General features: G+C 74.0%; 10 protein-coding genes and 4 pseudogenes. 12 read left to right on the top strand and 2 right to left on the bottom strand.

Annotated features, from left to right (window positions below):
* The first annotated feature begins 92 nt into the window (after positions 1–92).
* Together BM536_RS27265 and BM536_RS27260 are read left to right on the top strand one after the other, a co-directional pair.
* Entirely contained in the window at positions 93–758 is a 666-nt protein-coding gene (locus BM536_RS27265; RefSeq protein WP_245873806.1) for an RNA polymerase sigma factor, read from the top strand.
* Complete coding sequence (locus tag BM536_RS27260; protein WP_094103627.1) at positions 755–1,846, top strand: CU044_5270 family protein; 1,092 nt, start codon at positions 755–757, stop codon at positions 1,844–1,846. Before BM536_RS27265 ends, BM536_RS27260 begins: the two co-directional genes overlap by 4 nt.
* Positions 1,847–2,036: 190 nt before the next feature.
* Here the strand turns inward: BM536_RS27260 and BM536_RS27255 are convergent, their stop codons facing one another.
* Complete coding sequence (locus BM536_RS27255) at positions 2,037–2,945, bottom strand: quinone oxidoreductase family protein (RefSeq protein ID WP_094103626.1); 909 nt, start codon at positions 2,943–2,945, stop codon at positions 2,037–2,039.
* A gap of 161 nt (positions 2,946–3,106) precedes the next feature.
* Between BM536_RS27255 and BM536_RS44075 the strand changes: the two are divergent.
* The 10 genes and pseudogenes from BM536_RS44075 to BM536_RS27220 all read left to right on the top strand — a co-directional run.
* A pseudogene (locus tag BM536_RS44075) lies at positions 3,107–3,457 on the top strand (thioesterase II family protein); the annotation flags it as partial.
* A 119-nt stretch (positions 3,458–3,576) separates the two neighbouring features.
* A complete protein-coding gene (locus BM536_RS44070) occupies positions 3,577–3,894 on the top strand; it encodes a thioesterase II family protein (RefSeq protein ID WP_281258595.1) in 318 nt (105 codons plus the stop codon).
* Between the two features lie 67 nt (positions 3,895–3,961).
* Positions 3,962–4,954, top strand: coding sequence for a ketoacyl-ACP synthase III family protein (locus BM536_RS27245; protein WP_094103625.1), 993 nt, complete (start codon positions 3,962–3,964; stop codon positions 4,952–4,954).
* A 136-nt stretch (positions 4,955–5,090) separates the two neighbouring features.
* Positions 5,091–7,466, top strand: a complete 2,376-nt coding sequence (locus tag BM536_RS27240) for an ATP-binding protein (RefSeq protein WP_245873803.1) — start codon at positions 5,091–5,093, stop codon at positions 7,464–7,466.
* Entirely contained in the window at positions 7,463–9,052 is a 1,590-nt protein-coding gene (locus tag BM536_RS27235) for an aspartate aminotransferase family protein (RefSeq protein WP_073492088.1), read from the top strand. Before BM536_RS27240 ends, BM536_RS27235 begins: the two co-directional genes overlap by 4 nt.
* A 226-nt stretch (positions 9,053–9,278) precedes the next feature.
* Positions 9,279–19,075, top strand: a pseudogene (locus BM536_RS44975) (type I polyketide synthase); the annotation flags it as partial.
* A gap of 114 nt (positions 19,076–19,189) precedes the next feature.
* Positions 19,190–19,969: pseudogene (locus BM536_RS44970) on the top strand (polyketide synthase dehydratase domain-containing protein); the annotation flags it as partial.
* A pseudogene (locus BM536_RS44965) lies at positions 19,852–20,505 on the top strand (SpnB-like Rossmann fold domain-containing protein); the annotation flags it as partial. The pseudogenes BM536_RS44970 and BM536_RS44965, both read left to right, overlap by 118 nt.
* A 57-nt stretch (positions 20,506–20,562) precedes the next feature.
* Positions 20,563–22,902 carry a thioester reductase domain-containing protein gene (locus BM536_RS27225; protein ID WP_170109959.1) on the top strand — a complete coding sequence of 780 codons (2,340 nt, stop codon included), beginning with the start codon at positions 20,563–20,565 and terminating at the stop codon, positions 22,900–22,902.
* A 103-nt stretch (positions 22,903–23,005) separates the two neighbouring features.
* Positions 23,006–24,178, top strand: a complete 1,173-nt coding sequence (locus BM536_RS27220; protein ID WP_073493394.1) for an acyl-CoA dehydrogenase family protein — start codon at positions 23,006–23,008, stop codon at positions 24,176–24,178.
* 167 nt (positions 24,179–24,345) lie between these two features.
* Here the strand turns inward: BM536_RS27220 and BM536_RS39750 are convergent, their stop codons facing one another.
* Positions 24,346–24,549 carry a ferredoxin gene (locus BM536_RS39750; protein WP_073493396.1) on the bottom strand — a complete coding sequence of 68 codons (204 nt, stop codon included), beginning with the start codon at positions 24,547–24,549 and terminating at the stop codon, positions 24,346–24,348.
* Positions 24,550–24,555 lie beyond the last annotated feature (6 nt).

Genomic DNA, 24,555 nt, shown 5'->3' with positions numbered 1-24,555 from the left:
GGCGGGACCCGGCACGGACGGGCGCCCGGCGGAGTGGGAATCGTGACACAGGTCACGGGAAGGGGGTGGGTGGTGCCGGACAGCTCAGAGGGGTGAGCACTCATCTGCGTACCCGGGTACGGGCCGGGGATCCGACCGCCTTCGCGGAGCTGTTCGACAGCTGCGCGAAGGCGGTCTACAACCATGCCTTCCGGCTGACCGCCGACTGGTCGACGGCCGAGGACGTCATGGCCGCGACCTTCATGGAGGCGTGGCGGCTGCGCGACAGGGTCGACCCCGAGGGCGGTTCCCTACGGCCGTGGCTGCTGGGGATCGCCACCAACACGGCCCGCAACCAGTACCGCAGCAACCGCCGGTACCGGGCCGCGGCGAGCGCCGCCGCGGCGGCCGGGCTGTCGGTGCCCGACCACGCCGAGGAGGTGGCCGGCCGGGTCGACGACCGGCGGCTCCTCGCGCGGGCCCTGACCGCCCTGGCCGGCCTGCGCCGGCCGGAGCGCGAGGTCGTCGCGCTGTGCCTGGGGGAGGGGCTGGACTACGAGGCCGCCGCGGAGGCCCTCGGGATCCCGGTGGGCACCGTCGCCTCCCGCCTGTCCCGGGCCCGCGGAAAACTGCGCGCCCTGACCGAGGACGCCCCGACGGACCCCGCTGGAGCCGCGCGGAACTTCCCCCGGGGAAAACGGGAAGGCGACCGCCCCGGCCGACAGACAAGAGACGACCACGCACCCGTGGTCCGGCCCGCGCAGGGAGGAAACCGATGAACGCGAACACGTCCCGGCAGAGTCCGGCCGGCGAAGAGGACAGCACGCTCCTCTCCCGGACGGCGCGTGACCTGCCGCCGGGCCGTCACCAGTTCCACAAGGAGCGTCTGATGGCCCAGATCCACCAGGAACAGCGCACGACGGCCCCGGTGCCGGCCCCGGCTCCGGCTCCGGCTCCGGCCAGGGCATGGTGGCTGCGGCTGCCGCGCCCGGCGGTCACCCTGCCCGTGACGGCGGCCGTCGTGGCCGCGTCGGTCGTCGCCGCCGTGGTCACGTCCGGCGGCGACCGGGATCGGGGTGTCGCCACCGGACCGGTTCTGACCACGCCGATCGGCGCCGCGAGCACCAAGGGCGTGCCGCAGCTGCTCGACCGGATCTCGCTGGCGGCGGCCGATGCCTCCCACCCGGAGGTCGGGCCCGGCCAGTTCGTCTACGTCGAGTCGAGAACCGCCGGCACGTTCCTGAAGACCGTCGACGACAGGACCACCCTGGCCGGCCACGCACTGCACCGCCGCCAGGTGTGGCGGTCCGCGGACGGCACCGAGGGCTGGCTGATCGACCCGGCCGTCAACGACGACGCCGAGGGCGAGACCCTGAGCCTCCCCGACGAGCGGGGCGACACCCCTGAGGCGTACCTGAACGGTCCGTCGTACGACTACCTGTCCCGGCTGACCACCGACCCCGACGCCCTCCTCGCGAAGATCTACAAGGAGACCGAGGGCCACGGGAACTCCCCGGACCAGGAGGCCTTCACCACCATCGGCGACCTCCTCGGCGAGAGCTACCCGCCCGCGGAGCTGTACTCCGCCCTCTTCCGGACCGCCGCGAGGATCCCCGGAGTCGTCGTCGTCCAGGACGCCGTGGACGCGGTCGGCCGTTCCGGCGTGGCAGTGGCCCGGCTGGACGAGACCAGCGGGCAGCGAGAGGAGTGGATCTTCGACAGGAAGACGTACGTCTTCCTCGGCGAGCGCACGGTCCAGGTGGAGAAGAGGAGCGGCGAGGAGGCACTGATCAAGCCCGGCACGGTCACCTTCACCAGCGCCGTCATCGAACGAGCGGTCGTCGACGCCATCAAACAGACGCCCTGACGGGCCTCCTGACGCGTCATCAGGAAGGAGTGGTGACCGGGCCGACACGACGGGGGATTCGGCCGGCCCGGTCACGTTCAGGGGCGTGGTGTGCCGCGGTTGATCATGGCGTGGGGGAGGGGTGGAGGCAAAGGGCCGGGGAGTGGGTATGTCACACGGCCGACGCCCCTTTGACCGGGCTTTGAGCGGTTCACGGGTGCAGGGTGACCTTGCCGGTGGTGCGGCGTGCCAGGAGGTCCTCGTGGGCGCGCCGCGCCCGTGTCAGCGGGTAGCTGGGGCCGGTCACCGGTCGGAGCGTGCCGCGGGCGGTGAGGTCGAGGAGTTCACGCAGGGGCGCGGTGTAGCCACCGGGGGCGCTCAGGGTGGGGCGTAGCCAGAAGCCGATGACGGCCGCGTTGAGGCGGCTGAGGCGGGCCGGGTCGACAGGGGTGGAGGGGGTCCGGGCGGCGTTGCCGTAGGTGACCAGGCGGCCCGAGAGGCCGAGGGAGTCGAGGGCCTGGTCGAAGAGTGGGCCGCCCACCGCGTCGAGGATGACGTCCGCCTTGTCGGAGAGGGGGTACTCCGCGATGCCGTCGGCGCCCAGTTCGAGGGCGAGTCGACACTTGTCGGGAGTGGAGGCCTGGGCGAGAACGCGTCCGGCGCCGAACCGCCGGGCCAGTTGCACCGCCAGACTGCCCACACCGCCGGCCGCCGCGTGGACGACCACGGTCTCGCCGGGCGCGAGCCGGGCGGCGGTGCGCAGCAGGTGCCAGGCGGTCAGGCCCTGGGTGAGCAGGGCGAGCGCGTGAGCCGCCGGAAGGTCCTCGGGGATGTCGACGAGCGCCGCCTCGGGCGCCACGACCTGTTCGGCGTACCCGCCCGGGACACGGGCGAGGACGCGGCGGCCGTCCGGGGTGCGGCCCACGACCTCGCTTCCGGGTATGTGGGGCAGCAGATCGGCGGTCAGGTAGGAACCGTCCGTCTGGTGGGTGTCCGCGAAGTTGACGCCCACGGCCTCGACGGTGATCCGGACCTGTCCGGGCTGGGGTTCTGGGGCGGGAAGCTCGACTGTCTCGAGGACTTCGGGGCCGCCGAAGCGGTCGAACCGGATCGCGATCATGCGGCCCAGTATCGCGCTCCCGGCGGAGCGGCCGGCCGACCGCCCGGCGCACCGGACGGACTTGTGCGCGGTTTGTGCGGTCTTTGAACGGAGTGCGGCACGCTGGGCGCGGCCGTGCACCACACGGGGCGGACCGGAAAGCGCAGACCGAAGGAGTGGGAATGGCGGGCGAGTGGCTGCGCAGGTTCCATCCGCAGGGCCCGGCTCCACGGCCGGGCAGTGAGGCGCCACGGCTTGTCTGCTTCCCGCACGCCGGTGGCGCGGCGAGCGCCTTCCTGCCGCTGGCACGGGCGTTGGCCCCGGCCGTGGAGGTGCTGGCGGCGCAGTATCCCGGCCGTCAGGACCGCCGCGGCGAACAGCCCGTCGACGACATGGGCCGCCTCGCCGACGCGCTGACCGAACAGGTACGGAGCCGGGTGACGGGTCCGTACGTCCTGTTCGGGCACAGCATGGGCGCCGTCGCGGCCTACGAGGTGGCCCGCCGCCTCGCCGAGCGGTCCCTGCCCGGTCCCCGGGCACTGATCCTCTCCGGCCGGGCGCGCCCACCGCCCGGCCCACCCGGTACGACTCGCCGCGCACGGACGAGGACGTCCTGCGGGTCGTCCGGCTGCTCGGCGGCACCACCCCCCGGGTGCTCGACGACCCGGAGCTGCGGGAGATGGTCCTGCCGGCGCTGCGGGCCGACTACCGGGCGATCGGCGGATACGTCTGGCGACCCGGCCCGCGCCTCGACGTGCCGTTCACCGTGCTGGTCGCGGACGACGATCCCGTGGTGAGTGTGGACGAGGCGAAGGCATGGCGCGAACTGACCACCGCCACCACCACGACCCGGGTCCTCCACGGCGGGCACTTCTTCCTCGACACCCGCCTGCCGGAGGTGGTCGAGGCGGTCACCGCCGCCCTGAGCCCTGCCGACGAGGGGCACCTCACGGCGGCCGACGGCCGATAGCCCGGGTGCCCGGCGGAGCCGCCGCGCCCCGCCCGGGTGCCGTCCGTGAGGTGAAGGGGGTGAGCGCGTGACGTGCTGGGACGGTCTGTTCGTCGGCGCGGCCGCGATGTCGCTGGGGCGCAGCCAGGACGTCCGGCGGGCCGTCGCCGCAGGGTGGTACGACGCCCGGCAGTGCCGGCGGGACGCCTACCGCGCGGTGCGCGTGGCGGAGGACGGCGCACTGCCGGGCCTCGTGGCGCGCGCCGCCGACCTGGTGCGGCGCCGCTCGGGTGTGCCGGCCGGTGACGTGGACCTGGTCCTGCACGCCTCCTCCTGGTCGGTGCAGGAGGCCGGCTGCCGTGCCGAGGGCGTACGGCAGGCGCTCCGGTGCCGGCGCGCCACGGCGCTGGAGGTCCGGGGCGCCGCCGGCAGCGGCGTGGTGGGTCTGCATGTGGCGGCCCGGTACCTCTCCACGTCCCCGGACCTGACCGCCGCGGTGATCACCACCGGCGACTGCGCCGCCGCGCGCACCGGGGACCGGTTCCGTTCGGGGCCGGGGCGGGTGCTCGCCGACGGTGCGACGGGCGTGGTGCTGAGAACCGGCGGCGGACTGGCGCGCGTTCTGGCCACCACGGTGGTGGGGGAGCAGACGCAGTGTCTGCTGCGCTCCGACCTGCCGTGGCGGATTCCCTCCGCTGTACGGGAACGGGCACGTGACGAGGCGGCCGCCACGGCGGTCCGCCGGGACGACCTCGCGGTACCGCTCGCCGACCGGGAGCGCGAGGTCGTGGAGCGGACTCTGACGGATGCGGGGCTCGGCACCGACGACATCGCGCGGTTCGTCTTCCCTCACCTGGGCTCCGGTCAGCAACGCTGGGACAGGCGCGCGGCGTGGGGCGTCGACGCGAAACGCACCACGTGGGACTGGGGCACCGGGGTGGGGCATCTGCCGTCCGGTGACCAGATGGCGGGTCTCGCCCATCTGCTGGAGTCCGCCGAACTCGCCGCGGGGGACAAGGTGGTGCTGGTCGGGGGCGGCTCCGCCGACGTGCTGGGGTGCGCGGTACTGGAGGTGCTCTGACAGCCGGGCGAGGCGTTGGCCGGAGCTTGTATCAGGTTTGTGTGGGCTTGGATCGCTTCCTTGCAGCATGGTGACCGGATTTTGACCGCTCGGCTGTCGATCTGGGGGAACGATGCAATTCCGGTTGTTGGGTCCGATGGAGGTCGTCGCCGATGAGCAGACCGTCGCTCTCGGCGGAACGAAACAGCGCGCCACTCTCGGCTATCTGCTGCTCCAGGCCAACCGGGTGGTCGCCACCAGCCGGCTGCTGAACGCCCTGTGGGAGGCCGAGGAGGCCCCGACGACCGCCCGGAAGATCCTGCAGAACGCGGTCTACGGGCTGCGCGGCGTGCTCGCCTCGTATCGCGCTGCCGACGGGCAGGAGGCTCCCGCGCTGCTGACGCAGCCCCCCGGCTACGTGCTGCGCGTGGACCCCGAGCAGGTCGACCTCCATCTGTTCCACACCTGGGTGGGCCGTGGCCGGCGCAAACAGGCCGAGGGCGACCCACAGGCGGCGGCCGGGCTGCTGCGCGAGGCGCTGGCCCTGTGGCGAGGTCCCGCCCTGGCCGATCTGGTGGAGGCCGGTCTGGACTGGCCCGAACTGGCGACCGTGCGCAGCACCCGGCTCGATGTCATGGAGGACTACTTCGAAGCCCAGCTGCTGTGCGGCCGCCACTACGAGATCCTGCCCGAGCTGGAGACCCTGGTGCAGGCCGAACCGCTGCGGGAACGATCCTCGGCGCAGCTGATGCTCGCGCTGTACCGGTGCGGCCGGCAGGCCGACGCGCTCAACGCCTACAGCCAGGTGCGTGCGGCGCTGGTGGAGAACCTGGGTCTGGAACCCGGCCGTGGTCTTCAGCAGCTCCAGCAGGCGATCCTCACGCAGGACCCGTCCCTGTCGACGGACCGTCCCGTCCACCGGGGAGCCTCGGCCGGACTGGACGCGCGGGCCGCGCGGCCCGGTGTCCGGCTGCGTCCCGCGCTCGTGCCCTTCGGTGGCGGGAATCCGGCGTCCGGTCCGCGTGACGGCACCGGGCGGAACACGCCGGGGACACCCGCGCCGGACATGCCGCGTACGACGGCCGCGTCCGTCCCTGACGCTCCCGGCGCCCCCGTGGCGCAGACCGGGAGCGACCGCCGGACGGTCAGCGTGGTCTCCGTGCGCACCCGGATCGTCCAGGAGGCGGGAGCCGAGGCCCGTGACGACCTGGACGAGCTGTTGGACGGCGCGGCCGAAGTCGTCAGGGAACAGATCGAACGGTTCGGGGGGACGGTGACGGCCTGCCTGGGATCGGTGTCGCTGGCCGTGTTCGGCCTGAACGAGGCGGGCGCGGACGACGTCCGGCAGGCCGCCCTGGCGGCGCTCGCCGTGCGTGACGTCCTGGACGTCACCACCCCTGGCGACGCCGGGCAGCTGCGGCTGACCGTGCACGTCTGCGTCACCACGGGGGAGGTGCGGCTGCGCCGCCGCGGCCAGGAGGGCGTGCCCACGGTGGTCGGCGCGGCCCTCGACGATTCCCAGTTCCTGCTGTCCGAGGTGCCTGCCGGACAGGTGTGGGCCAGCGACGCGGTCCGCACGGCCACCGAGAGCGCCGTCTCCTACCTGCCCACCGCGGCCTCGCCCGCTTCGTGGCAGGCGGTGGAGGTGCGGGAACGGCACGCCGCCGACGCCAGGGACTCCGGCGTGGCCCATGAACTGGAGGTGCTCCAGGGCCTGTTGAAGCGGACGAGGCACCGCCTGGTGCCCCATCTGGTCACGCTCCTGGGCGAGGGCGGCTCGGGAAAGAGCGCGTTGCTGAGGGAGTTCGGCCGGTGGGCCGGCAGCCGGCCGGACGCGCCGCTGTTCCTGACCGGCAACTCACCGACGACGCCCACCGACCATCCCCTGCGGGCCCAGGCCGAGATCCTGTCGGCGTTCTGCGGCATCGGGCCCGGCGCCACGCCGGAGGCCGCGCGCGACGCCCTGGCGGACAAGGTGCGCGAGGTGATCGGCTCTCCCGCGTCGGCGCAGCGCCTCTCGTCCCGGCTCGCCCCACTCCTCGGGGTGCCCGGTGCCGGCCTCCAGGCGCCTGCCGGAGCGGACACCACGAGCGACGTGCTCGACGCCTGGCGGGAGTTGTTCCTGACGGCGTGCCGGCACATGCTGCTGGTGCTGTGCGTCGACGACCTGCACCGCGCCGACGACCGGGTGCTGGACGCCATCGAGGACCTCGTCGGCTCCGCGGAATCAGGGCGCCTGTTCGTGATCGCGGCCGCGACGCCCGAGCTGCTGCTGCGCCGGCCGACATGGGCCGGCGGCAGGAGCCATGCCACGTCGGTGACTCTGGTGCAGCCCAGCCGGACCACCGGCGAGCAACTGGCGGCCCTGCTGCTGTCGGCCGCGCACCGGCAACGGCCCCAGCACGCGTCCGGTAATCCGGCGCCCACTCCGCCACCGGCCGTGCGGAATGACCTCGGTATGACCGCGCGCTGGGACGACCTGGAACAGGATGTCGGCAAGCATCTCCGGGGCATCCAAAAGGGAGTGGCATGAATTCCGAATCCGTGGTCCGCGAGCTGGCGGAACCCAATTTGCGCAGGCTGCTCTCCACGGCCGGTCTGGATGTCGAGTACGTGCGCGCGAGCGGCAACACGCTCTACCGCAAAGGCGCGGACGGAGAGGAGATACCCGTACTCGACTACGCGGCCGGATACGGGTCACTCATCTTCGGGCACAACCATCCCGACATCGTGGCCCGCGCACGGGAACTCCTCGACGAACAGACCCCGGTGCTCGCACAGTTCTCCTCGCACCCGTACGCGAACCGGCTCGCCGCCGAACTCAACCGGATCATCCACCGCGAGACCGGCTCCGACGAGCCGTACTACGCCACCTTCGCGAACAGCGGCGCCGAAGGCATCGAGGCGGCGGTCAAACACGCCGAACTGGACCGGGTGATGCGCCTGTCGGAGGTCCTCGAGGAGATCGAGGCGAGCGCACGGCGCGTGCGGGAGACCGTGCGGGCGGGAACGGCCACGGTGCCGGACGCCCTGTGGACCCGCCTGGGCGTGCCCCGCCCCACGGCGGGACAGGACGTGGCCGACCTCCTGATCGCGGAGATCGGCCGCCGCAACGAACTGCGGCGTGCGAAGCCTCCCGTCTTCGTGGCACTGAAGGCGGGCTTCCACGGCAAGCTGATGGGCAGCGTCCAGCTGACGCACAACGAGTCCTACCGCACCCCGTTCGCGGCGCTCGGCGCGCAGGCCCGGTTCGTGCCCTGCGACCACCCCGAGGCGCTCAAGGAGGTGCTCCAGGAGGAGCGCGGCGTCCTCCTGGAGCCGGTCGTGCAGGACGGCACCGTCCGGCTCGTCGAACGCGACCACCACACCATCTGCGCCTTCCTGCTGGAACCGATCCAGGGCGAGGGCGGCATCCGGCCGCTGTCGGCCGAATTCGCCCAGGAGATCAAGGCGTTCGCCGAAGAGGCCGACTGCCCCGTCGTCATCGACGAGATCCAGAGCGGACTGGGCCGCACCGGCACCTTCCTGGGCGCCACCCGTCTCGGTCTGCGCGGCGACTACTACGTCTTCGCCAAGTCCCTGGGCGGTGGCATCGCCAAGGCGTCCGTGACGCTGGTGCGCGAAGGGCGCTACCGCCCCGAGTTCGAGCTGCTGCACAGCTCGACCTTCGCCAAGGACAGCTTCTCCTGCCACATCGCCCTCAAGGTCCTCGACCTGCTGGAGGCCGACGGCGGTCGCGGCTACCGCCTCGCGCAGGAGCGCGGCGCCGCGCTCGCCGGCATGCTGCACGGGATCCGCACCGACTTCCCCGACGTGGTCAAGGAGGTGCGCGGACACGGCCTGATGCTCGGCTTCGAGTTCCACGACCAGTCGGACGCCGCCGACGACACGCTGCGTGAGGCGGCCCGCTCCTCGATGTTCGGCTACGTCATCGCCGGGCATCTCCTGCACGGGCACGCCATCCGGACCTTCCCGACCGCCAGCGCCGTGCACACGCTGCGCTTCGAGCCGTCCGTGCTGCTCACCGACGAGGAGATCGACCGGCTGGAACACGCTCTGCGGGACGTGTGCGCCCTGGTGCGCGACCAGGCCGGCGACCGTCTGGTCCTCGCCTCCTGAAGCCTTCTTCACCACAGCGTGTGGTGAATTCCTCGAACAACCGATCACCGCGTGGTGTGCGGGCCCGGGAACCCGCCCGCACACCACCACGGGGGCCGCCTTTCCGATGGGGCGGCGCCCCCTTCTTCCAGAGCCGCGTCGATACCGACCGCGCCGATCTCCGGCGCCCGCGAGAACGCCAGGTCGGCCCGCAGGGGAATCCAGTAGTGAAAGGCAGCGGAAGTTCATGATGAGCGAGCATGGTCCGGCGGTTGTTGACGGCTCTCCCGAGCGCGACGAGCCGATCGCCGTCGTGGGACTCTCCTGCCGATTCCCCGGAGCCCCGTCCGCCACGGCGTTCTGGGAACTGCTGCGCAGCGGCACCAGCGCCATCAGCGACGTACCCGAGGACCGCTTCGCCCCGGCCGTGCCCCCCGCCATCACGCGCGGCGGATTCCTGCCGGACGTGGGCGCCTTCGACGCCGCCTTCTTCGGCGTCTCGCCCCGCGAGGCCGCCGCCATGGACCCGCAGCAGCGGCTCGTCCTGGAACTCGCCTGGGAGGCCCTGGAGGACGCGGGGACCCTGCCGGCGTCCCTGCGGGACAGCAGGACCGCCGTGTTCGTGGGGACCCTGCGCGACGACTACACGAACCTGCTCCACCAGCAGGGCGCCGAGGCCCTCACCCAGCACACCATGACCGGCGTCAACCGCGGCCTGATCGCCAACCGGGTCTCCCACCACCTGGGGCTGCGCGGGCCCAGCATGACCGTGGACTCCGCCCAGTCCTCCTCACTGGTCGCCGTGCACCTGGCCTGCGAGAGCCTGCGCGGCGGCGAGTCCACCGCCGCGCTCGCCGCCGGGGTGAACCTCAACCTGCTCGCCGAGCACACCATCGCCGAGCAGTTGTTCGGCGCGCTGTCCCCGGACGGGACCACGTACACCTTCGACGCGCGCGCCAACGGCTTCGTGCCCGGCGAGGGCGGCGGTGTCGTCGTACTGAAGACGCTGCGGCGGGCTCTGGCCGACGGGGACCGGATCTACGGCGTCATCCGCGGCAGCGCGGTCAACCACGACGGCGCCACCACCCACCTGACGGTGCCGGGCCGGATCGCCCAGGAACAGGTCCTGAGGACCGCCCGCGAACGTGCCGGCGTCGACGTCGAGGACGTGCAGTACGTGGAACTGCACGGCACCGGTACCCCCGTCGGTGACCCCATCGAGGCGACGGCGCTGGGTGCGGCCCTCGGCGCCTGTGCCGACCGGCCGGCCGGCGACACCCTGCGCGTCGGCTCGGTGAAGACCAACATCGGGCACCTGGAGGGCGCGGCGGGCATCGCCGGGCTCATCAAGACCCTGCTGAGCATCCACCATCGCGCGCTGCCGCCGAGCCTGAACTTCGAGACCCCCAACCCCGCCATCAACCTGGGCGAACTGGGCCTGCGCGTGCAGGGCGAACTGACCGCCTGGCCCCACCCCGGGCGCCCCCTGGTGGCCGGCGTCAGCTCGTTCGGCATGGGCGGCACCAACTGCCACGTGGTCGTCGCCGAGAACCCCGTGGCGAGCGTCACGGAACTGCGCCGGGCCGGCACGGTGCCACCCGTGCTGCCCTGGGTGATCTCGGGCGCCGACCGGGCCGCCCTGCGCGCCCAGGCGGACCGCCTGCGCACCTCCCCGGCCGCCACCAAGGCCTCACCCGTCGACGTGGGCTGGTCCCTGGCCCGTACCCGGGCCGTCCTGCGGCATCGCGCCGTGGTCCTCGCACCCGACGCACCGGGCCTGCTCGCGGGCACCGCCGCCCTCGCCGGGAACTCCCCGTCGCCCGCCGTGGTCACCGGCAGCGTCCGCGAGGGACGTACGGCCGTCCTGTTCACCGGGCAGGGCGCCCAGCACGCCGGCATGGGACAGGAGCTGTACGAGGCGTTCCCCGTCTACGCGGCCGCGTTCGACGAGGTGGCCGCCGCCCTCGACCCGTATCTGGACCGGCCGGTGGCGGACACCGTGCGCACCGGCGACGGCCTGGACGAGACCGCGCGGACGCAACCCGCCCTGTTCGCCGTGGAGGTGGCCCTCTTCCGGCTCCTGGAGTCCCTCGGCGTCCGCCCGGACTACGTCGCGGGCCACTCCGTGGGTGAGGTCACGGCCGCCCACGTGGCCGGAGTCCTGGACCTGGCCGACGCGGCCGTCCTGATCACCGCGCGCGCCCGCCTGATGCAGTCCGCCGCGGCCGGCGGCGCGATGATCGCCGTACAGGCGACGGAGGACGAGGTCTTGGCCCTGCTCGCGGACCACCGGGGGGGCGGTGGCCGTAGCCGCCGTCAACTCCCCCCACTCCACCGTGATCTCCGGCGACGCCGAGGCCGCCGAGGCCGTCGCCGAGCGGCTGCGCGCGCAGGGCCGCAAGACCACGCGGCTCACCGTCAGCCACGCCTTCCACTCGCCGCACATGGACGACGTCCTCGACGAGTTCCACGAGGCGATCTCCGGCCTCACCTACCGCGCCCCGGCCATCCCGGTGGTCTCCAACGTCACCGGCGCGCCCGCCGACGAGCGGGACCTGACCACACCGGGGTACTGGGTCCGGCACATCCGGCAGACCGTCCGCTTCGCCGACGGCATCCGCCGGCTGGAGGCGAAGGGCGTCACCACCTTCGTCGAGGTCGGGCCCGACAGCGTCCTGTCCGCGCTCACCCAGGACAGCCTCCAGGACCCGAACGCCGCCACGGCCGTCTCCGTGCTGCGCCGCGACCGGCCCGAACCGCGGAGCCTGCTGACCGCGCTGGCCACGGCGTTCGTCCACGGCGCGGAGGTGGACTGGGGCGCCCTGTACGAGGCGCACGGCGCCCGCCGCGTCGACCTGCCCACCTACGCCTTCCAGCGCAGGCACCACTGGTTCGACACCACCGCGCGCGCCGGCACCACACCCACCCCGGCAGCCGGGCCGTCCACGCCCGCCGAGGCGCCGAAGGCCCTCGCCGGTGCGCAGGACACGGACGCCGGCGCCGGGCCGAGCCCGCGCGGCGAGCTGGGCGCACACCTGGCGGGCCTGCCCGCCGCCGACCGCGCACGCGCCGTGCGCGACCTCGTCGACGCCCACATCAGGTCCGTACTGGCCTACGCGCCCGACGAGCACCTCGCCCCCCGCACCGCCTTCAACGAGCTGGGCTTCAGCTCCCTGATGCTCACCGAACTGCGCGCCTCCCTGGCCGCCGCCACCGGCCTGCGGCTGCCCACCGGAGCACTCTTCGACCACCCCACGCCCGCCGACCTCGCCGAGTTCGTCACGGCCGAACTCCTCGGCGCCGGGCAGGAGGGCTCCGACGGACCCGGCACCGCGGGCGACGAGCCCATCGCGATCATCGGCATGGCCTGCCGCTACCCCGGTGACGTCGCGTCACCGGAAGACCTGTGGCGGCTCCTCGTCGACGGGACCGACGCCGTCACCGCCTTCCCCGACAACCGGGGCTGGGACGCCGACCTGTACGACCCCGACCCCGGCCGGCAGGGCAGGAGCGCCGTACGCCACGGCGGATTCCTGCACGACGCCGGGGAGTTCGACGCCGCCTTCTTCGGGATCTCACCCCGCGAGGCACTGGCCATGGACCCGCAGCAGCGGCTGCTGCTGGAGACCTCCTGGGAGGCGGTCGAACGCGCCGGAGTGCTGCCCGCCTCCCTGCACGGCACCCGTACCGGCGTCTTCGTCGGCGCGACCGCGCTGGAGTACGGACCCCGGCTGCAGGACGCGCCGCACAGCGTCCACGGCCACGTCCTCACCGGCAGCACGTCCAGTGTGATGTCCGGGCGCATCGCCTACCAGCTCGGTCTGCTCGGCCCGGCGATGACGGTCGACACGGCCTGCTCCTCCTCCCTGGTCGCCCTGCATCTCGCGATCCGGTCCCTGCGCGCCGGGGAGACGAACCTGGCCCTGGCCGTGGCGCCACCGTCATGTCCTCGCCCGGCATGTTCGTCGAGTTCTCCCGCCAGCGCGGCCTGGCCCCCGACGGACGCTGCAAGTCCTTCGCGGCCGCCGCCGACGGCACCGGCTGGAGCGAGGGCGTGGGCATGCTGCTGATCGAGCGGCTCTCCGACGCCCGCCGCCACGGCCACAAGGTCCTCGCCGTCATCCGGGGCTCCGCGGTCAACCAGGACGGCGCGAGCAACGGCCTGACCGCGCCCAGCGGGCTGGCCCAGCAGCGCGTCATCCGCCAGGCCCTGGCCGACGCCCGCCTCACCGCCACCGACGTGGACGCCGTGGAGGCACACGGCACCGGCACCCGGCTCGGCGACCCGATCGAGGCCGAGGCCATCATGGCCACCTACGGCAGTGGCCGGGACGCCTCCGCGCCGCTCCGCCTCGGCTCGCTGAAGTCCAACATCGGACACACCCAGGCCGCCGCCGGTGTCGGCGGGGTCATCAAGATGGTGCAGGCCATGCGGCACGGCGTCCTGCCCAGGACACTGCACGTGGACGAGCCCACCCCGCACGTGGACTGGTCCGCCGGCCCGGTCTCCCTGCTCACGGACACCACGGCCTGGCCCGACACGGGCGGGCGTCCACGCCGGGCTGCCGTCTCCTCCTTCGGGATCAGCGGCACCAACGCGCACGTCGTCCTGGAACACGACCCCGCCGCCGAGCCGGTGACCGAATCCAGGCCGGGCCCGCGCACCGGCGTCCCGGGCCCCTGGCTGCTGTCCGCCCGCGACCTGCCGGCGCTGCGCGCCCAGGCCGCACGGCTGCGCGCCGTGCTCGGCACGGACGCCGACGCCACCGCCGTCGGCCGGTCACTGGCCGCCACCCGCACCGCCTTCGCGGAACGGGCCGCCGTGCTGGGCGACACGGTCGAGGAGCGCCTGACGGCCCTGGAGGCGCTGGCCGCCGGGGACACGACGGCGAACGTGATCACCGGCCGGGCCGCCGACACCACCCGCACCGCCTTCCTGTTCACCGGCCAGGGCGCCCAGCGCAACGGCATGGGCCGCGAGCTGTACGCCGCCGACCCCGTCTTCGCCAAGGCGCTGGACGAGGTGTGCGCCGCGTTCGCCGACCGCCTGGAACGGCCCCTGCGCGCGGTGATGTTCGCCGCCGAGGGTGACCCGGACGCCGCCCTGCTGCATCGGACCGCCTACACCCAGCCCGCCCTGTTCGCCCTCGAGGTCGCCCTGTTCCGGCTCCTCGCCCACCACGGCATGACGCCGGACTTCGTGGCCGGTCACTCCATCGGCGAACTCGCCGCCGCCCACGCGGCCGGGGTGCTCACCCTCGATGACGCAGCCGCCCTCGTGACCGCCCGCGCCCGCCTGATGGCCTCCGCCCACCCCGGCGGCGCCATGGTCGCCGTGCAGGCCGCCGAGGAGGAGGTGCTCCCCACGCTGGCCGGCCACGAGGACGCGGTGTCCGTCGCCGCCGTCAACGGCCCGCGCTCCGTGGTGATCTCCGGCGACGCCGACACCACACGGGCCGTCGCCGAGATCTGGCGGGCACGGGGACGCAAGACCACCGAGCTGAAGGTGAGCCACGCGTTCCACTCGCCGCACATGGACGGCATCCTCGACGAGTTCCGCGAGATCGCCGCCGGCCTCGCCCTCCAGCCCGCCACCGTCCCCCTGGTGTCCACCGTGACCGGCGGGCTCGCGGACCCGGCCGAGCTGACGTCCCCGGACTACTGGAGCCGGCAGATCCGTGCCGGAGTGCGCTTCCTGGACGCCACCCGGGAACTGGCCCGCCTCGGCACCGACGTCCTCGTCGAACTCGGCCCCGACGCCGTGCTCACCGCGCTCGTCCACGGCGCCCTCGACGACAGCAGTGACACGGGCGACAGCGGCGGCACCGGCGGCATCGGCGATACGGGCGTTACCGGTGACACCGGCGACCGCACGACCGCCGTCGCCCTGCTGCGCGCGGGCCGCCCCGAGACCCTCACCCTGGCCGAAGGCGTCGCCCGCGCCCACACTGCCGGTGCCCCGCTCGACGCAGCCGGCCTCTTCCCCGGCGCGGGCCTTGTCGACCTGCCCACCTACCCGTTCCAGCGGGAACACTTCTGGCCTGGCCCCCGACGCCCCCCGTGGACGCGCGCGGCCTCGGCCTGGACACCGCCGACCACCCCCTGCTCACCACCGTCGTCGAACTGGCCGACAGCGACGACACCGTCCTCACCAGCCTCCTCTCCCTGAACAGTCACCCGTGGCTCGCCGACCACGCCATCGACGGCACCGTCCTGCTGCCGGCCACCGCCTTCCTGGAACTCGCCGTCGCCGCGGGCGACGTCACGGACGCACCGCACGTCGAGGACCTCACGCTCCAGGCCCCGCTGCCGCTGGCCGCCGGCCAGAGCGTCCGCGTCCAGGTGACGGTCGGCGCACCCGACGCCTCGGGCCGAAGGGCCTTCACCGTCCACGCCGGCCCCGACACCGACGACGCCGCCCGCCGCCGGTGGACCCGGCACGCCACGGGCACCCTCGCCCCGCAGGACGTCGCGGCACCGGCGGCCGGCGATCCGGCGCCCTGGCCGCCCGCCACGGCCGAACCCGAACCGCTCACCGACGTCTACCCCCGTCTGGCGGGGCTGGGCTACGGCTACGGTCCCGCCTTCCAGGGCCTGGTGGCCGCCTGGCGCGACGGCCAGGACCTGTACGCCGAGATACGGCTGCCCGAGTCCGGCCAGGACCGCGCCGACCGCTTCGCCCTGCACCCCGCCCTGTTCGACGCCGCCCTGCATCCTCTGGTCCTGCGTGCCGCGCCCGCCGGCCCCGACGATGCGATCCGGCTGCCGTTCGCCTGGTCCGGGGTCACGCTGCACGCGACGGGCGCCACCGAACTGCGGGTCCGCATCAGCCCCCAGGGCACGGACACGTTCGCCCTCTCCCTGACCGACCCCACCGGCGCCCCGGTGGCCGACGTCGCGGCCCTGACGCTGCGCCCCGTCACCAGGAACCCTGCGGTCGCCCCCGCGACCACGACCGACTCCGCGCTGTACGAGGTGCGGTGGCCGGTCCTCGCCCCGGCACCCGGGCAGGCGCCCGCCGACTGGGTCGAGGCCGGCGACGACCTCGGCGCCGTCGCACCGGCCGACACCGTCGTCGTACGCCTCCACGACCTGCCGTCGCCCGAGGGCGGCGGGCACGTCTTCGTGCACCGCGCCCTGCGCATGGTCCAGGAGTTCCTGACCGACGAGAGGTTCGCCGACGCGCGCCTGGCCCTGGTGACGCGTTCGGCGATCGGTGTCCTGCCCGGCGAGGACGTCACCGGCCTGGCCACGGCCCCGGTGTGGGGCCTCGTGCGCGCCGCGCAGTCCGAGCACCCCGACCGACTGGTCCTCGTCGACCTCGACCCCGATGCCACCGCCGAGCAGCTCGCCGCGGCCCTCGCCAGCGGCGAGCCCCAGGTCGCCGTGCGCGCGGGCACGTTGCGGGTGCCCCGACTCGGACCGGCCGCCCCCGGCACGGACGCGGACCCGACCCGCCTCGACCCGGACGGCACGGTCCTGATCACCGGCGGCACCGGTGCCCTCGGCGCGCTGCTCGCCCGCCACCTGGTCACCGGACACGGCGTCCGTCACCTCCTGCTGGCCGCACGACGCGGCCCCGACGCACCCGGTGCGAGCGAACTCGTGGCCGAACTGACCGACCTGGGCGCAGAGGTTCGCATCGCCGCGGCCGACGTCACCGACCGCGCCGCCCTCGCGGCACTCCTGGAATCCGTCCCGCGGGACCGGCCCCTGACCGCCGTGGTGCACACCGCCGGCGTCCTGGACGACGCGACCGTCCTGTCGCTGACGCCCGAGCGCCTGGACGCCGTCCTGGCGCCCAAGGCGGACGCCGCCTCGCACCTGCACGAACTCACCGAGGGGCTCGACCTGCGCGCCTTCGTGATGTTCTCCTCGGTCACCGGCCTCCTCGGCACCGCCGGCCAGGCCAACTACGCGGCGGGCAACACCTTCCTGGACGCTCTGGCACAGCACCGGCGTGCCCGCGGCCTGCCCGCGACCTCCCTGGCCTGGGGCCTGTGGGACACCGCCCACGGCATGGGCGCCACCCTCGGCGACGCCGAGACGGCCCGCTGGGAGCGCGCCGGCATCACCCCGCTCACCCCCGAGCGCGGCCTGGCCCTGTTCGACGCCGCCCTGGCGGCCGACACCCCCCTGCTGGCCCTCGTACCCCTGCGGCCGGCGGGGACGGCGGCCGACGCGACGCACCCGCTCCTGCGCGACCTCGCGCCGCGCACGCGGCCGGTCGCGGCGCGGTCCCGGCCGACCGCCGCGGCGGCGTCCGACTGGACGCGCCGTATCGCCCAGCTCCCCGCCGACGCGCGCGAGGAAGCCGTTCTCGCGTTCGTCCGGGACAAGGTCGCCGCCGTCCTGGGACACACGGGCGCCGGCGCCATCGCCCCGGAGCGGGCCTTCAAGGACATCGGCTTCGACTCCATGGCCGCCGTCGAACTGCGCAACCAGCTGACCCGGGCCACCGGCCTGCGGCTGCCCGCCACCCTCGTCTTCGACCACCCCGCGCCGGGCGCCGTGGCCACCTACCTTCTGGAACGCGTCGTCGAGCAGGGGAAGCCGGCCGCGACCGGGCGCACCAAGGCCCGGGCCACCGCGGACGAGCCGATCGCGATCGTGGGGATGGCGTGCCGTTATCCGGGTGGGGTGTCGTCGCCGGAGGGGTTGTGGGGGTTGGACGCGGGCGCGGTGGAGCTGCTGACCGAGGCCCGCCCCTGGCCCGAGACCGGACGCCCCCGCCGCGCCGCCGTGTCGGCGTTCGGTGCCAGCGGCACCAACGCGCACGTCATCATCGAGCAGGCCCCCGCGGCGGACGAGACCGACGAACCCGTCCCGCCCGCGCCGGCCGACGGCACGCTCACCCCGCCGTGGGTCCTGTCCGCCAAATCCACCGAGGCGCTGCGCGACCAGGCCCGCAGGCTGCTGTCCCACCTGGAGGGCGCGGCCGACGTGCGGCCGTGGGACGTGGCCTACTCCCTGGCCACCGGCCGCTCCCAGCTCGGCCATCGGGCCGCCGTCATCGGCACCGGACAGGACGAGGTGCTCGCCGGTCTGCGTGCGCTGAGCACCGGCGAGAACTCGGCGCACGTGGTCACCGGACGGGTCGCCGAACCCGGCAGGACCGTCTTCGTCTTCCCCGGCCAGGGCGGCCAGTGGCCCGGCATGGCCGTCGAACTCCTCGACAGCTCCGAGGTGTTCGCCGCGCAGATCCACGCCTGCGCCGAAGCGCTCGCGCCCTACGTGGACTGGTCCCTGGAGGACGTGCTGCGCCAGGCCGACGGCGCCCCGTCGCTCGACCGGGTCGACGTCATCCAGCCCGTGTCCTTCGCGGTGGCCGTGTCCCTGGCCGCGCTGTGGCGTGCGCACGGAGTCGAGCCCGCGGCCGTCGTCGGATCCTCCCAGGGCGAGGTCGCCGCGGCCTACGTCAGCGGCGGACTGACCCTCCAGGACGCGGCGCGCGTGGCGGCCATCCGCAGCCAGGTCACCAGCGTCCTCGAAGGCCGGGGCGGCATCGCCTCCGTGGCCCTGTCCCGTGACGAACTGGCCGCCCGCATCGAGGGATGGGGCGACCGGCTGTCGATCGCGGTCGTCAACGGTCCGGGGTCCACGGTCGTGTCCGGCGACCACGAGGCGTTGGAGAAGTTCGTCGAGGGGTGCAAGGCCGAGGGCATCCGCACCCGCCGCTTCCACGCCGACTACGCCTCCCACTCCGCCCAGGTGGAGGAGATCCGCGACCGGCTGCTGCACGACCTGGCGCCCATACGCCCCCGGCAGGGCACCGTGCCCTTCTACTCCACGGTCACCGCCGGCCCGCTGGACACCACCGAACTCGGCGCAGAGTACTGGTACCGGAACCTGCGCCGGCCCGTGGAGTTCGAGGAGACGACCCGCGTCCTGGTCGGCCACGGGCACCACACCTTCGTCGAGGTCGGGCCCCACCCGGTGCTGGCACCCGTTCTGGAGGACGGTCTCGACAGCCCCGTCGTCGTCGGAACCCTGCGACGCGAGGCGGGGGGCATGACGCAGTTCCTGACCTCGCTGGCCAAGCTGCACGTAGGCGGCGGAACCGTTGACTGGCCCACCCTCTTCGCCGGGCACGACGTACGTCGCGTACCCCTGCCCACCTACGCCTTCCAGCGCGAGCGCCACTGGTACGAGGCGTCCGTGACCGCCGGCGACCCGGGCCGCCTGGGGGTGGCCGCGGCCGGCCACCCGCTGCTCGGCGCGGCCGTCGCCGTGGCCGCCTCCGGCGAGACCCTCCTCACCGGCAGACTCTCGGCGCGCACCCACCCCTGGCTGGCCGGACACACCCTCCACGGCGCGACGGTGGCGGCACCCGCCCTGCTCGCGGAGCTGGCGGTGCGGGCCGGCGACGAACTCGCCCTCGACGCCGTCGACGAACTCACCGTCCACGAGCCCCTGGTGCTCCCCGAACGGCAGGGAACACAGATCCAGATCGCCGTCGCCGAAGAGGACCCGTCCGGCGCGCGCGCCTTCACCGTGCACGCCCGGCCCGACGGCGGCGACGTGACCTGGCAGCGCATCGCCTCCGGCCGGCTCGGCCGGCAGGGCACCGGCGGCGCCGACGGGCTGACCCAGTGGCCGCCGGCCGGAGCCCGTGCGCTCTCACCGGACGCCGTCCACGAGCGGCTCGGCGACGGCCACCCGACCTCCGTCTGGCGCCGCGGCGACGAGGTGTACGCGGAGGTCCGGCTGCCCGACGAACTCCAGCGCCAGGCAACGGACTTCGCCCTCCACCCCGTACTGCTCCAGGCCGCGCTGCGGCCGCTGCCGCTCGCCTTGGACCCGGCCGGAGCGACCGGGGCGTGGCTCGCCACCCGCTGGCGGGGCTTCCACCTGCACGCCACCGGCGCCGCCGCCCTGCGGGTACGCATCCGCCCCCTGGGACCGGACGCCGTGACCGTGACCGTCGCCGACCAGCAAGGACGGCCGCTGGCCACGATCGAATCGCTCACCGCGCGCGCCGTCACCCCCGCCGAACTGGGCCGCGGCGCGGCCCGTGTACAGGACGACCTGCTGCGCGTCGGCTGGCGGCACCTCCGGCTCACCGCCGACGAGGAGCCCCTCGCCCTGGTGCAGTTGGACACCGACCGCTTCGACGCGGCACCGGCGGCGGACCTGGACGCCGTCGCGCGGCCGTCGCCGGGCCCCGTCCCCCGGCCGCCGTGCTCTCCTGGCACGCCACGCCCGCGGGCGGTGACCCCGTGCGCGCCGTGTACGACGCCACGCACCGGGCCCTGGAACTGGTCCGGCGCTGGCTCGCCGACGACCGCCTGGAGAACGTGCCGCTGGTTCTGGTCACCCGAGGCGCCGTCGCGGTCGGCGACGAGGACGTCACCGATCTCGCGGCCGGCGCCGTGTGGGGCCTGCTCCGCTCGGCGCAGGCGGAGTCGCCGGGCCGGTTCGTCCTCGTCGACATCGACGGGGACGAGGCCTCCCGCGCGGCGCTGCCCGCCCTCGTACGCTCAGGCCAGGCCCAAGCCGCCCTGCGCGCCGGGCGGGCCCTCGTCCCGCGCGTGGCACGCGTCACCGAACCGGCCGCCGACACCCTGCCCGGCGGCACCTGGAACCCGGACGGAACCGTTCTGATCACCGGCGGCACCGGCACCCTGGGCGCCCTGCTCGCCCGGCACCTGGTCGTCGAACACGGCGTACGGCACCTGCTGCTGACCAGCCGCAGCGGCCCCGCCGCGCCCGGTGCCGACGACCTGCGCGACGCGCTCACCGCACTGGGCGCCCAGGTCACCATCGCCTCCTGCGACACCGCCGACCGGCAAGCGCTCGCCGAACTGCTCGCGGCCGTCCCCGCCGACCGGCCCCTGACCGGTGTCGTGCACGCGGCGGGTGTGCTCAGCGACGGCCTCGTCACCGCGTTGAGCCCCGAACGGCTCGACGCCGTGCTGCGCCCCAAGGTCGACGCCGCCTGGCATCTGCACGACCTCACGCGGGACCTCGACCTCTCGGCGTTCGTGCTGTTCTCCTCCCTCGCCGGGGTGATCGGCAGCGCGGGCCAGGCCAACTACGCCGCCGCCAACTCCTTCCTCGACTCGCTGGCCCTGCACCGCAAGGCCCACGGACTCCCCGCGACCTCCGTGGCCTGGGGCCTGTGGGAGCAGCTGAGCACGATGGCCGCCGGTCTGGACGAGGCGGACGTGGACCGCATCGTCCGCTCCGGCTTCGGCCTCGTGGCCTCCGACCGCGGCCCCGCCGCCCTGGACCTCGCGCTGCGCCTCGGCCACGCCACCCTGGTCGGCGTCCCCGTCGACGTGGCCACCCTGCGCGAACACCCCACCCGGGCCCCCCTGCTCTTCGCGGACCTGGCCAGGACCCCGCTGCGCCGCAGCGCACAGGACGGCGCCCTCGGCGCGGCCTCACTGGCCACCCTCCTTCAGGGCTGCTCCGAGGAGGAGCGCTTCCGCGTCGTCCTCGACGTGGTCCGCGCCGAGGTGGCCGCGGTACTCGGCCACCCCGACCCCGGTGCCATCGGCGTGGACCATCGCTTCACCGAACTGGGCTTCGACTCGCTCACCTCCGTCGAACTCCGCAACCGCCTGAGCGAGGCGGTGGGCAGCCGGATGCCGGCCAGCCTCGTCTTCGACCGGCCCACCCCCGGTCAGCTCGCCGCCCACCTGTGCGCCGAGGTGCTGCCCGGCGGGGACCCGGCGTCGGCACCGGTGCCGGAGACCGACTTCGCCGCGGAGATCACCCTCGCGGAGGACATCCGGCCCGCCGACGAGGTGGTCCGCGTCGCCCCGAACCCGCGGGAGGTGCTGCTGACCGGCGCCACCGGCTTCCTCGGTGCCTTCCTGCTGCGCGACCTCATGGCGACGACCGGGGCGACCGTGCACTGCCTGGTCCGGGCCGCCGACGAGGACGGGGGACTGCGGCGCCTGAAGGCCAACCTCGAGTGGTACCGCATCTGGGACGAGGTCGACCCCGAGCGGCTCCGCGTCGTCGTGGGCGACCTGGCCGCACCCCGGCTCGGGCTCGACGAGGACCACTTCGACCGGCTCGCCCGCACCGTCGACGCCGTCTATCACGCCGGGGCTGCGGTCAACTGGATCCAGCCGTACCCCACGCTGCGCGCGGCGAACGTCGACGGCACGCGGGAACTGCTGCGGCTCGCCGCCCGGCACCGCACCGTGCCCCTGCACCACGTCTCGACCACCGGCGTCTTCCCCGGGCCCGTGACCCGGGGCGTGCCCCTGGAGGTGACCGACCCGACCGGACCCGGCCGGGCGCTGCCCAACGGCTACACGCAGAGCAAATGGGTGGCCGAGCAGATCATCGACCTCGCACGCGACCGGGGACTGCCGGTGAACGTCTACCGCGTCGACCAGGTCGCCGGAGACCGGACCAACGGCGCATGCCAGACCCGGGACTTCGTGTGGCTGACCGTCAAGGGCATCCTCCAGGCGGGCTGTGCCCCCCGGGACCTGCCCGGCGTGTTCCGGCTGATGCCGGTCGACTACGCCAGCGCGGCCCTGGTGGCCCTGTCGCGGGCGGAGTCCGCCGCGGGAGACACCTTCCATCTCTACAACGACAGCCACGTGACGCTGGAGCGGATCGTGAGCCGGCTGCGCACCGCCGGCTACCAGGTGACCGAGACGGCACAGGCCGACTGGTTCGACCTGATCAGGGCCGGCGCGGACAACGCCATCGCCCCTCTGCTGGACGCCGTCGAACTGCTCATCGAGGACAGCGAGTCCTTCTACCCGGCGATGTCCACCACCGGCACGACCACCGCCCTCGCCGGCACCGGAATCGACTGCCCGCCCGTCTTGGACGAACTCCTCGACACCTACATCGAGTTCTTCGCGCGCAGCGGCTACTTCCCGGCCCCCGAACACGGCTGACGCCCGCCGGGCGGCGGAGCACGGAACGGACCGGTACGCCGAATTACCGCCCCGTGAGTGCCGCCCGGAAAACTCACGGGTGCCATCGAAACGAGGAGACAGCATGACCCGTACGGATATCGAAGCCGCGTCCGTCCTCGACGCGGTGCGGGCAGTGGTGCCGACACTCCGGGAAAACGGAAAGGACGGTGAGGACCGCCGCTGGATCGCCGACGAGAACGTCGAAGTCCTGGCCAAGGCGGGTGTTTTCAGGACCGGTGTACCCAAGCGGTTCGGCGGCCTCGAATTCTCCGTACCCCAGCAGATAGACCTGCTCCTCGAGATTTCCCGTGGCTGCGGATCCACCGGCTGGGTGTGCGAGGGCTGGATCACCGGAGCCTGGATGATCCGGCTCTTCTCCGAACAGGCACAGCAGGAGGTGTACGCCGGCGGCAGCGCCCGGGTCTCCGGCGGCTTCACCCCGTCCGGCACGCTGGTGCCGGCCGAGGGCGGTTACGTCCTCAACGGCCGCTGGAGGTTCACCACCGGCTGTCGCGGCGCCGACTGGAACCTGGCCGCCACCAACCTCCAACTGCCCGACGGTTCGGTGCGCCAGGCCCTGACGGTGCTGCCGATCGACGACCTCGTCCTCGAGGACGACTGGCACACCATGGCGGCCGCCGGCACCGGCAGTTCGACGACCGTCGCCACCGACGTCTTCGTCCCCGAACACCGCGTCGTCGACATGGAGGAAGCCTTCACCACGGGCGGCGGCAGCCCCACCGGACCCGGTGAGGGCCGGGACTACGGGTTGATCAGCGTCGTGATGGCGGAGTCCACCGCCACCCTGATCGGCATGGCCCAAGGCGCCTACGAACTGTTCCTCGAGCGGGTGCACCGGCCGATCTCCTACACCCCGTGGCTGGACCAGGCCGAACACCCCCTCACCCAGGTCCAGGTGGCCACCGCCGCCGCCCGGATCGCCGCGGCACGGGCACTGCTCGCCGGCCAGGCCGACCTCGTCCAGCGGCGTGCCGACGCCGGGGAGAAACTCACCCCCGAGGAGCGGGCCACCCTGCGGGGCACCTGCGGCTACGCGGTACAGCTGGCCAAGGAGGCCACCCACGCGCTGTTCACCGCCAGCGGAGCCTCGGCGATCCAGCGCAGCCTGCCCATCCAGCGGTTCTTCCGCGACGTGCAGGGCATCTCGATGCACGCCATGATGACGCCCGACGCCAACCTGGAGGTGTACGGGCGGGTACTGCTCGGACTGGAGCCGAACACTCCGTTCCTCTGACAGCGGCCGGGGCACCAGCGATGGGTCGCTCCACGACACCGCGTCGTGGAGGCCGACCCATGTGCCGTGCACCCGCCGCGAGGCACCCCGGATCCGCCCGTACCCGCCGTGCGCGGCATGACGAGACGCCCGTACCAGGCGGTGGTACGGGCGTCCCGTGTCGTCACTCAGGCCGAATCCAGCACGGCGACGGCAGCGCCCGGGCAGCAGGCGGCGACGTCCTCGGCGGACTCGACGTCGTCGGCCTCGGTGAGGTCGCCCCGCACCGGCTCGCCCAGGCCCTCCTCGGTGAGCCGGAAGAGAGCGGGATGCATGGCGGCGCACAGCCCCGATGCCACACACGCCTTCGGATCGACTCGCAGTACCGCCACAGATAC

The organism is Streptomyces phaeoluteigriseus, from assembly GCF_001896135.2.
GTDB lineage: Bacteria > Actinomycetota > Actinomycetes > Streptomycetales > Streptomycetaceae > Streptomyces > Streptomyces phaeoluteigriseus.
This window is presented reverse-complemented; position numbering and strand designations above follow the sequence as displayed.